8 protein-coding genes are annotated in these 14,049 nt (G+C 36.5%); 1 reads left to right on the plus strand and 7 read right to left on the minus strand.

Annotation, left to right across the window (positions count from 1 at the left end):
* Positions 1-17 precede the first annotated feature (17 nt).
* The 3 genes from ACFQZ9_RS01795 to ACFQZ9_RS01805 form a co-directional block, all read right to left on the minus strand.
* Positions 18-1,373, minus strand: a complete 1,356-nt coding sequence (locus ACFQZ9_RS01795; RefSeq protein ID WP_198312200.1) for an ABC transporter substrate-binding protein — start codon at positions 1,371-1,373, stop codon at positions 18-20.
* A 413-nt stretch (positions 1,374-1,786) separates the two neighbouring features.
* Positions 1,787-3,184: an amidase gene (locus ACFQZ9_RS01800; protein WP_498942044.1), complete on the minus strand. Its 1,398-nt coding sequence runs from the start codon at positions 3,182-3,184 to the stop codon at positions 1,787-1,789.
* Between the two features lie 400 nt (positions 3,185-3,584).
* Positions 3,585-4,466, minus strand: a complete 882-nt coding sequence (locus tag ACFQZ9_RS01805) for a LysR family transcriptional regulator (RefSeq protein WP_498942045.1) — start codon at positions 4,464-4,466, stop codon at positions 3,585-3,587.
* 143 nt (positions 4,467-4,609) lie between these two features.
* Between ACFQZ9_RS01805 and ACFQZ9_RS01810 the strand changes: the two genes are divergently transcribed.
* The gene (locus ACFQZ9_RS01810; RefSeq protein WP_498942047.1) at positions 4,610-5,818 is read left to right on the plus strand and encodes a multidrug efflux MFS transporter; all 1,209 of its coding nucleotides are present in this window, start codon (positions 4,610-4,612) and stop codon (positions 5,816-5,818) included.
* A gap of 139 nt (positions 5,819-5,957) precedes the next feature.
* Here ACFQZ9_RS01810 and ACFQZ9_RS01815 read toward each other — a convergent pair whose 3' ends face one another.
* The 4 genes from ACFQZ9_RS01815 to ACFQZ9_RS01830 form a co-directional block, all read right to left on the minus strand.
* Complete coding sequence (locus ACFQZ9_RS01815) at positions 5,958-9,716, minus strand: PDDEXK-like endonuclease domain-containing protein (protein WP_498942048.1); 3,759 nt, start codon at positions 9,714-9,716, stop codon at positions 5,958-5,960.
* 425 nt (positions 9,717-10,141) lie between these two features.
* Positions 10,142-11,245: a GerAB/ArcD/ProY family transporter gene (locus ACFQZ9_RS01820; RefSeq protein ID WP_498942049.1), complete on the minus strand. Its 1,104-nt coding sequence runs from the start codon at positions 11,243-11,245 to the stop codon at positions 10,142-10,144.
* Positions 11,246-11,264: 19 nt separating this feature from the next.
* On the minus strand, positions 11,265-12,374 hold the full coding sequence (locus tag ACFQZ9_RS01825) for a Ger(x)C family spore germination protein (RefSeq protein ID WP_498942050.1): 1,110 nt from the start codon (positions 12,372-12,374) through the stop codon (positions 11,265-11,267).
* Entirely contained in the window at positions 12,367-13,878 is a 1,512-nt protein-coding gene (locus ACFQZ9_RS01830) for a spore germination protein (RefSeq protein ID WP_498942051.1), read from the minus strand. Before ACFQZ9_RS01830 ends, ACFQZ9_RS01825 begins: the two co-directional genes overlap by 8 nt.
* Positions 13,879-14,049: the final 171 nt, after the last annotated feature.

The following is a 14,049-nucleotide window of genomic DNA, read 5'->3' on the forward strand; positions in this document are numbered from 1 at the left end:
GGTATTTCCCAGAAAACTTACTTATAATAACCAGCTTTATCTAAAAGCTGCTCAACCTTCTTTGACGCCTCCTGCAGATTTGTTTCCACAGACCCGCCTGTTGCCATCTTAGAAATGGCAGAACTTAAAATATCAGCAACCTGAGGCCATTCCTTGATTTTCGGTAATGTACGGGCATTTTCAAAATTGTCTGCAGCTACATTATAAAATCCGCCGCTTAAATCATTTAATTCTTTATTGCGAAGGTTTGCAGTTTGTGTAACAACGGTAGATTGGACAGTTGCAGGTACTTCATTTTTCAATGTTTTCGTTACCATATCCAGTTCTTCACTCGGTTCAGCAATCCATTTTAAAACTTCCCAGGCCGCATCCTTATTTTTAGATCCCTTCATCATTGCTAATGGGAAAGTGGATACATTTGCCTGGCTTTGTTTTCCTTCCCAGCCAGGAACCGGTGCAAAACCAACATTTCCAGCGACACCTTTTGCAGTAGTCTCTTTACTATTAAACTCAGGATATACCCACCACCAGCCAACCCACATGGCTCCCTTGCCTTGTTTGAAGTATGTCCGTGAATCCTGTTCGCCAAATGTTACAGAACCAGGAGGCGCCACCTTATCTTTTACGAGAAGGTCAATATATTTTTGTGTTGCTTCCACACCCTGTTTGCTAGCAAAGGTCGGTTTCATATTTTTATCAAAAATATCGCCGCCATTACTCCACAAATAAGCAGTCCACATGTAAAGGTTTTGGCCATTATTACCTGAGGCATAGTAAGGTACAATACCTGATAGATTCGTATTCTCAGTTATTTTTTTACTATCGGTTTCTAGCTCGCTCCATGTTGTAGGTGGCTGCAGATTCAATTTCTTAAAAATATCTTTCCGATAGAATAGCATTTGGACGTGAGCCCTTACTGGCAAACTCAGAAGTTTATTGTCAAATGTGGATAAATCAAGAACTGACTTTGGCCATCTATTTAAGTCAAAATGGTCTCTTTTCACGTAAGGATCTAGAGGTTCTAAAAACTGGGAAATGGATGAACCCATTGTGTCCAAATGGACGACTAGGTCATACTCACCTCTATTCGAAATACCGTCTGTTGTAATGTTTTGGAGTAAATTTTCGTAAGGTGTTTCAATGAATTTTACTTTAATTCCAGTCTTTTTCGTAAATTCTTTCGATCTTTCTTTCCAGGCATTAAATTGCCCGACTCCCCCTGCTGACAATAGCACTGTGACTGTCTTACCCTTTAGAGATCCTCCACTTGATTCATTACTACTGGAGGATTTGCTGCAGCCAGTAATCATAAGGGCTGCAATTAGAATCAAAACAGCAATCATACGAAATCCATTTCTTAGTTTCATTTGCATGTTCCTTTCATCTTAAAGTTATATTTAATTTTTAATTTCTACCAATCTACTAAAAATGATTTCAAAAAGAGCAATGACAGAAACAATATACAAAGTTTGAGTTTAAACTGGTTAATACTGGTTTTTTTAAAATTGAATAGGAAGTAACTCTTAGATGTGCGACGTGCTCGAAGGATGTAATTTCTAGGGTGTAGGTAGAATGATTGTTTTGCATACGTATTCATTTAAAACGAATTCTTTTTGCATACGCATTCAATTTCAAACGAATGATAAATTTTGAATACGCATTCATTTCGAACTTGATGATTTATGAATCTTAGAGATTAATTTTCCTTTTTGAATACGCATTCAAGATATTCCTAAAATAAAAGCATATTCATAATCTCATGCTTTTTCATCCCCACTTTAAGGAGTTAAATAAGTGCTTTTTGTTTTAAGCTTCTAATCCTATCGATTCTTTTATCATATATATCGACTAAATAGGCTTGTTCATACGAGTAGGCCGTCTTGATTAAGAGATCCTCTCTAAAATGGTTGGCGATTAATTGTAATCCGATTGGAATTGATTCATGGGATAAACCGCACGGAATGGATAGTGCAGGATGACCCGTTACATTAAATAAACTGGTGAAGCGAATTAAGCTTTCGTTAACGGATTCCCTCTCACCACCTAATTCTATTTCTATTACATCAATTTCTGTAGGCGGTACAGGTATGGTAGGAGTAACAAAAATATCGATCCCCTCGAATAGACTTGATATTTCTTGATCCCATTGGGCTCGCTTGTTTAATCCTTCCAAGTATGCGTGGGCAGTAATCATTTTACTCTTTTCAAATGTTTGTCTAGCACCTTCGCTATATTGACTAAGCGAAGATTGAATTAAATCTCGATGTTCATACCCTACCTCAGACGTAGCAATCACATGGGCTATATCTCGAGGGTCATCTGCAATAGGCAGGTCAATATCAATCACAATCGCACCTAAATTTTCTAATGCTTTTAAAGCACGATTAAAATATTCTTTTACAAGGCTGTTAAGTTTATCATGGAGGTATCGCTTAGGTACCCCTATCCTCATCCCTCTAATATCACCCATACAATTCTTACTGAATGACTGTTTCGTACTAGCTTCCAATAGTAGAGCTAAATCCTCAACATTTTGGGCAATTGGGCCAAGATGGTCAAGTGAAGGAGATAGTAGAGTAATGCCTTGTTTATGAATTAAATCGCGGGTCGGTTTTAACCCAACAACGCCACAACATGAAGACGGGACTCGAATCGAACCGGCTGTATCTGTTCCAATGGACCCTAAACAAAGATTCGCCGCAACGGCAGCAGCTGATCCTCCGCTAGAACCGCCAGCCGTAACCCCGTTATTCCATGGGTTGATAATATCTCCGAAAAATGGGTTTTTAGAGGTAATACCAAAAGCAAATTCATACATATTATTTTTCCCAATATTGATGGCGCCTGCTTCTTGCAGCCTATTCACAACAAACGCATTACGTTCAGGAATTCGATTTTTATGTATAGGAGAGCCACTGGTTGTTAAGATTCCTTTTGTATCAATATTATCTTTATAGGAGATCGGAATCCCCTCTAATATTCCTAAATCTTCACCAGCCATTACTTTCTTTTCAGAACGTATGGCCTGCTGAAAACCTTGTTGTTCATTGATGGTAATCAAAGCATTTAGTTGAGGATTAAGCGTTTTTGCTTGGTTTACAAACTCTTTAAAAACTTCCACTGGAGAAAATTGTTTAACTCGATATCCATGGATGATTTCTTTAATCGACTTGTTTACGATCATGCAGGTCCCCTCTTTAGAAATACGTTTATTTTCAGTGACCTTACCTATTTTTAAATCTACAAAGTTATGATTTTGACGATAAAAACCTCCTTATCTTTTTAATGTGGATTTTTGAATGCGTATTCAATTTAGTTTGAATGCGTATTCAAAAATTAATTCAATAAAGAGTTTATTATTTGGAAATTCTTAGCAGTAATGAATAGATATTCCTTATATTCACTATATTAACCTTGCAAACTAATAACGTCAATAGTGAATATTCAAAAAAATAAAATATTTCAGATTCCCCTTTTCTAAGCAACTCTAACCGAATCTAAAACGTACCCTACCACTCTATAGCGTACATTTCCTTCAGATAGCCAAGAACTCCATCGTTTCTAGACAAGCACTCATGCTTCATTTAGCTTAATTCCTTAAAATACCCAATCATAAATTCCCGGAATTCCCGAACGACCTTTGAAGTATACCGCTCCGTTTTCCATGCCATTCCTATTGTTCTTGTACAGACAGGCTGTTCAATATGCAAGGGAACAATTTTTTCATAGTGTGAATAGCGAAGGGTGTGCTCGGTTAAAAAAGATACACCCAATCCCTCCTCTACAAAGTTATGAATGGATCCAGGTTCTTCGAGTTCAAAGGCGATTTTCGGTGTGAATCCTGCTTTTTCACAAAAACCATCTGTTAGCATTCTGAAAGGATTTGTCGGCTCTCTGTGAATAAATTGTTCATCTGCCACTTCCTTTAACTGAATGCTGCCTCTCCTAGCCAAATGATGGGTATCCGGGACTATAATAAATACTTCATCCTCCATAAGATTAATCCAGCTGATTCCTTCTTTCTCAATAGGAAAGTAAGTAACACATAAATCGATTTCCCCTTTTTCCAATTGTTCCACAAGTCGCAAGGGTGAATGCATACTTACTTGAAAATAGGCGAATGGATATACCTTACGAAATTGACTAATAATATTCGGTAATAATGGGGTATGCATGACAGAAAGCGAAATTTGATTCTTGCTCTCTCCTGCCAGCTCCGCCATCTCAAGCTTGGCAAATTCCAATTCAGAAAAAGCCTTATCTACTCCTTTTAAAAAAATTTTCCCAAATTGATTTAGTTTTATATTCCTTCCCTCTCGATCAAAAAGGGAAACACCCAGCTCTTCCTCTAAACGAGAAATAGTTTGACTTAGTGACGGCTGTGCGATTTTAAGCTCTCTGGCAGCCCTAGTTATATGTTCAAATTCGGCAACGGTTTGAAAGTACCTTAATTGTAAGAAGTCCATTTGTTCACCTCTATTGATAGTCCTCAACCTATAAGTAAATAGTAATACATATATTAGTCATTATCAATTGTTTGGAGTATGATTAAGGATATAAATTACTTTGGAAGTCGAAATAAATTCCAGTTAATAAGAAAGGTGTTTATATGGAGAATTGGAAAAGAAATTTATTTGTTTGTTGGTTTGGTTCATTTGTAACGGCCGCGGGGATGAGTCAAATAGCGCCCATGCTTCCTTTATATATCGATCAGCTAGGGGTACACGCAACCTCAGATATTGAAAAATGGTCTGGATTGATTTTTGGTTCAACCTTTTTAATCTCAGCCATTGTTTCCCCTATTTGGGGAAGACTTGCAGATAAAAAGGGCAGAAAACTAATGTTACTCCGTGCCAGCCTTGGAATGGCCATTGTCGTTTTTGTGATGGCATTTGTACAAAACGTTGATGAATTACTCGCATTACGGATGTTAATGGGGGCCGTTTCCGGTTACATTTCTGCATCGGTTACATTAGTTGCAACACAAACACCGAAAAAAAATTCAGGCTGGGCACTCGGTACACTTTCAACAGGCTCCGTTAGTGGCGGGCTTCTAGGTCCTTTAATGGGAGGGTTTATTGCTGAATTCTTTGGAATTCGAAGCTGTTTTGTTGTAACAAGCGTATTATTGTTAATCGCCTTTTTTGCAGTTCTATTTTTGATAAAAGAAGAATTTACACCTGTTCATAAAACACCGTTAGCCTTTAGCCAAGTTTGGAAGCTAGTTCCTGATACGAGATTGCTAATTTCATTGTTTGCTAGTACATTTATTTTGCAAATAGCCAATATGTCCATTCAGCCATTAATTACTGTTTATGTAAAAGAATTATCACCACATGCAACCCATTTATCTATGATTGCGGGAATGGTGGTGGCTGCTGCCGGTTTAGCCAATATAATCGCTGCACCACGATTAGGTAAGCTTGCTGACCGTATCGGTTCAAGAAAAATATTGATTGGAGCACTTATTGCTGCAGGGATTATCTTTATTCCACAAGCATTTGTAAAAACACCATGGGAACTCATGGGGCTTCGCTTCTGTCTTGGACTTGCGACAGCTGGATTATTGCCATCCATTAACAACCTTGTCCGAAAAAGTGCGCCAGATGAAATTGTTGGTCGTATTTTCGGGTATAATCAATCTGCACAGTATATTGGTACTCTCGGAGGATCTGTATTAGGCGGGCAAATGGCAGCATTCTTTGGCATTCATTATGTGTTCTTCACTACAAGTGCTTTATTATTGCTAAATGCATTATGGGTTTACAGTATTAACCATATAGGTATTAGAAGAAGGAGCATGTCACATAGTCATTAAGAAGCACACTGAGATTTCAGTGTGTTTCTTCTTTTTGTTCTTTATTTAATCATTTTAAAACATCGGCTTAGAGGGCCATGGGGACAGTTCATGTGGCCACTTTTGAATGAAAAAAGCCACTAGAACCGTCCCCTATGTTTCATTTAACTATCTCCCGAACCCCTGCACTCCTCATTAATTCTTTCACTTTCTGGTCAATTCTTTCGATTTCTGTCGAAGAGTTCTTCCACCAGTTCCTACTCCAGATTCGCTCGATGTTCCAGCCTCTGCTTTCTAGGAAACGCTGACGATAAACGTCCCTTTCCTTTGCATTCTTAGAACTATGATACATTGCTCCATCGCACTCAATTCCCAAAATGTAACGAGATGAATCATGCGGGTGCACAATAGCCATATCAATTCGATATCCTGACATCCCAACCTGAGTGGTCACCTCGTACCCCAGATCTCTCAATTGATGGTACACTTGTTCTTCAAAGGGAGAATCAAAGTGTAGTTCTTTTTGCTGGACATGTGTGTTTACATTTTCATTGATTTCGTGAACCACTGCTTTAATCTCATCAACCTGAGAGGTCGACACCGCTCTCACATATTTGAGATAAGCCTTGAACAATTTGGGCCCCACATTGGCGGTGTTTGCTACATTGAGCTCCTCTGGTTCAATGCTTGAAACAACAATAATCGCTTCTTTTGCACGTGAAACCGCAACGTTAAGCCGGTTTTCCCCACCTTTTTTATTAAGATCCCCGAAGCGGTTAACCACTTTCCCCTCTTCGTTCTTGGCATATGTAATGGAGAAAAGGATAATATCCCGCTCATCTCCTTGGACATTTTCAATATTCTTCACAAATACTCGTTCATCAAGGTCCTTGGTTAACATTTGATTATAAACGGCACTAAATTTCTCATCTTCACTTAGCAGTCTGTCAATCTGATCCTGGATAACCGTTTGCTGTTTGGCGTTAAAGGTGATAATCCCAACTGTTTTTCCAGGCTGATTGATTAAGATGTCCCTGAGAATATGGACGACTTCGATCGCTTCTACTTCATTGCACTGATTGATCCATCTCCCGTCTACTTTCTTCCAACGAATTGCAGGTGGATTCTTAAAAGGGACCACATTGGGAGCAATTTGGACATGTCCGTTGTAGAAGGCGTGATTGGAATAATTGATCAATTCTTCATATTTTGAACGATAGTGCCATTGAAGAATTTTTTCAGAAAACCTTCTCTTGGCTAAGTTTAATAAGCTGACGGAGTCATCTGTATCATAGGTTTCATCCTCATCCTCGTCATTGACAAAAGAGGTCTGGAACAAATTATAGGGCGGCAGCTGCTTTTCATCACCCGCAATGATGACTTGTTTCCCACGGTAGACCGCCGGAATTCCACTCTCCACTGTACATTGGGAGGCTTCATCAAAAATCACCAAATCAAATAACCCTTCTTGCAATGGAAAAATAGACGAAACAATTTCAGGAGATGCGAGCCAGACTGGCAAAATATCGACAAGGCCATTCCCAGCAAATTCGTTTACCAATCTCCGCAGCGGCCAAACCTGTCTTTTCTTACCTACCTGATGCTTTAACTCTCTGATATGCTTAGCGTGTGTGGTCTGAACCGAATCCACTTTCTTGGTTAAAGTATGAATTAAATACTGAGTTCCAACCTTTCTCTTTTCCTCAATTAAGTCTGCAAATGACTCTCTGATCCTTGAGAATTCATTGGTTGATATTTTTTGAACCTCTGGATGACTCTTTTCTGTTTGGTCGATCCAATGGACATAGGTAGAGCTTTGAAATAAATCCTCCCAATACTCGGATAAGGTTAATTCATTCTTTACAGTTCTTTTACTAAGGAGTTGAATAACCTTCTTCTCAACCTCATTACATTGATTCCAAAATACATCCATTTGCTGCAGTTCTTCAAAATCTCGATGAATATATTCCATCATTTTATCTAGTTCCTGTAAGGGTATATCTCCTTCAGAGATTCTGGTTTTTAGGGTCTCTACTTTTGAATCCTGGAGAAACTTCTTTAACTTTTCCACTTCTTCGCCCATGGCTTTTGTTACTTTACCTAATTGATGCATGGTCACCAGTGACTTTTTAATCTTTAACCATTCAGGTGAGCTGGTTCCTCTGAATTTTTCACCTTCAAGCAACTCTTCTATGATGTTTTTACCAGATACAGCAGTCCACCACCAAAGTCGTAAACCTTGTAACGTTCTTTTATTTCCATCTTCTAAATCAGGATAAATTTTATCCAACTTGTTCTCAATCAGCCACGTGTAGCCTGGTGTAATTTTTTCATGATCCAATGTTTCAATATATTCCACCGATTTCTTTGCCTTATCGGTTACATCATTCAATAACTCAATGGCTTCCAGTTTTTCTTTCATATTAAAATGAGCGAAGTTTTTTCGTTCCTTTAACGGAAAATCCTCGTCTCCAAAGCGTTCATACCATTCCGCATAGGTGTATACTTTTTCAGAGATATAGACCAACACATCTTTAGTTAAAGCTGACAGTACTTCATGAAGATCAAGAATTTCTGTAGTTTCCGTAACGGGCTTCGCTAATCCATATAAATCATATAAGCGTAAGCCAAAGTCTTGATAACTGTACAAAGCACTCGCAATACTGTTCAATAATTCTTCCTGTGAGGACAATTTCTTGGTTGTCGAGGTTAACTCGTTCATTGCATTCTCAAAAGATACTTGATTTTGCTCAATCACCGCTGCAACTTTCGCATATAGGTTTTTTCTGTCATTTTTTTCATCATGGACAAGGGCCACATGGTTACTTAATCCTAATCCATCTAACCGCTGATAAACCACGTCCAAAGCCGCACGTTTCTGACAAACAACGAGGATCTTCTTTTGTTGCTGTAATGCATCCGTGATAAGATTAACGATGACTTGAGATTTACCGGTTCCCGGCGGTCCATGTACCACAATCCCTTTTTTATACCGTGCTTCTTTTATAATTTCTTCTTGCGACCCGTCAGCTTGTAAAAGGGTTAAGACCTCTGATTCCTTTTTTGGAACATCTTTTTCCGATTCAAGTTGGTCACCATTATCTTCAACCTCTTCAGCTAAAGGTTCAATGAGTTCTCCGGCTAACGATAAATGACCATCCTCTGATCGTAAAATAAGTTCCTCATAATCTTTTACTAACGAAGATCCGCCTTGCGGGAAGTTACCGATGACCGCATTCTCCAATAATGTAAAACCTGCAACTTCAGGCTCTTCTTCTTTTTTATACTCTTTCAGTTTCGTTAAACCCTGAGGAGTAAACGAAACATTCATTTCATGAGCCTTTAAAAATGTGAGCCATTTATCGTAATTGTAATTCGTTGCTAGTTCAGCAGCTTGTTCAAAGAAATCTTCTGTAAAGCTAAGGTTATTTAACTTTTTAAATGCCAAGAATAAGGTTCGGTTAATTTGCGGACCATCTTCCTCGAACTTCAATATCCATTTTTGGGCATTTACATTATTCTTCTCAAGCCTTACTGGGTAGAGGAATAACGGTGCTTGAAAAAATGTGCCATCCGCGAAGGTTCCTGATAAAAAGGGAAATCCTAGATAAAAATCATGAATTCCTGTTTCGTCTTCAATTGCCTTGATATTTCGATATAAATCAGTTAATTTTTTTGAAATAGCCATTGAAGTATCATTATTGAAGGTTGGCTTTAATAAGGTCAATTCATTTTTCGAGTGGTTAACAATTTGCTCCACTACGGACTCACTGACTTTTTCTTTTGACAACTTAGATATTGAATCCAGCTCCGTTAAATCGAAGCTCCACTTGTGATAAAGCTTTACTAATCGAATGGAACGATTCCTCCGACTGATATCATTAAGTTTGTCCCTCATATGTATAAGCTTGTCTTTCATTTTGCAGGACCTCTTTTCAATTTCCAACTAATTTCATTATACATCTGAATTTTCCCAGTTATCACTCATTGAAACAGAGGAAAAATACGCTTGTCTCATTAAACATGATAATTTCTTAAAATGAATGTAAGGATCAATACGTGAGTTTCTACTCTATACTATACCTTCTAATTCTACTTGATTTGACAAAATGAGCCAAATGGAAATCCGCGGGGACGGTTCTGTTGTGGCCACTTTTGAATTAAAAAAGACCAGACATGCGGTAACATGTTTGGTCTAGCAATAGAAGGTTCCCCTAATGGGGTCCGCAATTGTTGAATGATAATCCACCCGAGCCGTGAAAAAAACTCAAGGGTGGATTATTTTTGTTATCCCTCAATCCATTGCTCAAAAAAATAACCGTCCCTACCCTAGGTCCTACTAATTTACCCTACACTCTTGGCTTTTTTAAAGGCTTGTAAGATGAGAAAAAACAAAAACAAAAATGGTATATAAATATATAGAAAGCTGGATGAGACAAATGTAATGACAGTTCCTATTTCCTCAACCTCCAATTTACTTTTGACATTAATAATTATCAAATGAACGATAATAATTGATATCCATAATGACATTCTAGGTTTAAATTTAAACGATTCTTTCAAAACTCGAATCGCCCCCCACAATGCCATACAACAAGGGGGAAGGATCACTAAGAGCCATAAAAAAATAAAGATATATTCAAATCTTTCGATAAATGGAAAACGGATAATTTTTGACATCATGAGGGTGGGCCATGTAACATGTTCAAGCTGCCCATGACTAAAATAAACAAATGAAGTGATTGTAATAAATAAATATAAAATCGTTGTATACGCTTGTGAAATGTGGGCCCATTTTTGGGAAATTTGATTATTTTTAATAAAAGGAAAATAAATAAGTAAAAATTCTGGTCCGGAGTACATAAAAATACTTTCTTTTGCTGATACAAAATAGTCACTTAAGCTGTGATTAAAAACGGGTAATAAATTCGTCCAGTAAGCATATTGTAATGGAAAAAATACTGTGAACAGAAGGAGCGAAGGGATGATCATCCCCCAAAAACAAATACCGGTAATAACCCTAAAGCCTCCAATAACTAAATATGAAATCACAAAAATAACAACAAGTGATAAAATCCAAATAGGGGTATAAGGAAAAACCCAAGTAACCAAAACTGATAAATAGGACCTAATGATAGTTGAAACAATTAAAAGCATATATCCATAAAAGAAAATATTTAATACGTTTCCTAGCCATCTCCCAAATAATTGTTGATGTAAAGACATAATATCACCATTATTTGATTTCTTTAATAAGAAATACAGTAGCCAAATAATGAGATGTATACTAATTCCAACCAATACAATTGAAACCCATGCATCCTGTTCTGCTCCCTTTATTATTTTACTTTGAAAATTCAACAAGCCTACACCGGTTTGAGTACTGTGAATCAGAAAAAATAAAAAAAAAGGAGATACTGTCAAACTTTTATTTAATTGTTTACTCATGGTCAATCACCTTTTTTTCTTATTCGCCAATCCCTGCTTGAGATAGTTCTATTTTTAAATTTATATCCAATGAAATAGTTGGGTACACCTTTTCATAAAACTCCTTTTCATTCCATTTTTTTGAATTCGCTCTTGCTAAGTCACCTATACCTAAAGGATCGACTTGATGCTTTTGGAATTTTACGAATAGGTTTTCAAAATCCTTTTTCATTTGTTTTTCCAATTGCTTTTTTAATAATATGTTATTTTGTTTTTTCCTTAAATCTAGCCAATCTGGAAAATCCTTTACCATTCCGTTTAGTGTTATATTGAATGTTACTTTTGATTTCGAACCTTTGTTAATAATTGATTTTTTGTTTTTTCCATTCAAAATGGCTAAAATTACTGAATCCCTCGACTGCCCCTTATGTATGTTAAATTCTGTTTGGCCTCTAATCACTCTTCCTCTTAATATTTTATATAAAAAGCTTTCTTTTTGATTTAAGATAAGTTCTAGTCTGTCTTTTTTTAACACTGCTAGCCCGTTTACCTCAATGTTCCCCTTTTGATTAATCTTTAAATAAGGTAAGGAGGGGTCTCTTCCGTCTCCATAGAAATCAAATAAAAAACTTTGCAAAGTTGGGATTGGTACATTTTGAGTTCGGTAATTTTGTTCAATCATTTTATAAGGATAGTTGCTGTTTCTATCTTTATTTTTCATTAAAATTTCCCCTGCTGTTTCTTCAGAAACAGCCACTAACATATTGCTTCCAATCAAAGGATCCCTGCAAACAGTCTTAACAAAATAAGACACCCCATTTTCGGCTAATTCTTTACCAAAGATTACAAGGTTCAACTTTCCAATTTCTAGCGGTTTAGGAGATTGTGCATTGATAGATTGTTTTATTAAATAGGATTTCCTTCCTTTCCCCTGTAAAATAGAGCTCCCACCTTCTTTTTCATCTCCCGTATAATCAGAATAAAGCGCAGTTCCAACATACTGGTTATCAACTTTGTCAAAACCTAATACTTTAGGAAGTTGCACATCATCTATAATTTTTTGCCGTGGAAAAGAGCAGCCAGGAATCATCAAAATGAGAGGCAAAAGAGCACAAAAATACCTTATATTTTTTCGCTTTTGACTATTCATTATTCATATCATCCTTATCTTGATTTGGTGTATATCTTTTAAGTGAAAGAGGTCTTAAAAATCTGCTTCGTGTCGTTGTAAACTGATAGGATGATCGAATAAAACTGTCGCGAAAGTTCTTTATTCTAAAAGGAAATAGAGGTACCATATATGGATTTCCCAAGGATTTAAGTTTTAATAAATGTCCTAACAGAAGAACAAATCCTATTATAATTCCAAAGCCACCCAAAAATGCTGCAAGTAAAATTAGTGGAAACCGGATGAGACGAATTGCATTTGACATTTTAAAGATGGGAGTTGTAAAAGAAGCAAGTGCCGATGATGAAACAATAATAAGTAAAACATTACTTGTTAGAGCAGCTTGGACAGATGCCTGACCGATAACAATACCACCTACAATACCCAGTGTTTGCCCAATTTTTGTCGGCAAGCGTGCCCCCGCCTCTCTCAACAATTCAATGGTAATTTCCAAAAAAATCGCTTCCCATACCGGAGGAAATGGAACATGAGCTCTTGAGCTAATAAGGGGTTGCAATAAATCATCAGGTACAACTTCATAATGAAAGGTTAAAATTGCTACATATATAGGTGTAGCAAACAAAGAGAAAATAACACTAATAATACGAATGATCCGAAAAAACGACCCGAGTACCCAATTAAGATAATAATCTTCTGGAGAAATGAAAAAATCTAATATCGTTGTTGGTCCTGTAACAATGTAAGGTGACCCATTCGATAAGATTGCAACTTGTCCTGATATCATTGCATATAAAACCCTGTCAATCCGTTCAGTAGATAAAAAAATAGGAAAGGGGGTATTTGAATGATCTGAAATCATTTGATCAATTTGGGAATTATCGAATATAACATCAAAATTAATATTCTTCAGTCGCTGTCGAACAGTTTGAATATATTCCGGATTAGTAATTCCATCTAAATAGGCAATGACTACTTCCGTTTTAGACATTGAACCAATTTTTATTTCTTCAAAAACTAATTCTGTAACGGCCATTTGCTTTCTTAATAAATGAAGATTAGTACTAATATTTTCTACAAAACCAACTTTTGGACCAATAACACTAAATTCATTCTCTGTATCATTATTCTCTCGATAACCAAGATTTGCATTTTCAATATTTATGGTCAAAAAATGTTGGTTGGAATCCTTTAATTGAACAATAACATATCCTTTAATTAGTTTTTCTTCAACATCTAAGGGATCAGTTGTTACTATGACATCCTCAAAAGGAATAAACTTTTTTATATCATTAATTCCCCTAATTTTCTCAATATGTTCTTGAATTGCTGGGAGGAGAAGGTTATTTATTTTCTTTGGATCAACCATACTTTTATAGTAACGAATGGTAATATCCTGTTCTTCAGATAATGAAAATTGATGGAAATCACTTGATTTAGCAGCTTGTTGAAAAATCATTTTTATTGATTTTGTATCGGTCTCTGGTTTCTGACTATTTTTAAATCTTTCTAAAAACTTAAAAGGCATTTATATCACCTGAATCGATTTTTACATTTTTTTCAGATTTGTCGTGTGATACCATGACACTTTAAAAAATTAAAAATCACACCTTTTTATGAATTTCACAATTATTAATATGCCCTTACATTCAATTTAAATTCCCTATATTTCTCCCCTTCGCCATTATTCACCAGCAAA

Source organism: Neobacillus sp. GCM10027624 (assembly GCF_042675345.1).
Taxonomy (GTDB): Bacteria; Bacillota; Bacilli; order Bacillales; family Cytobacillaceae; genus Neobacillus; species Neobacillus cucumis_D.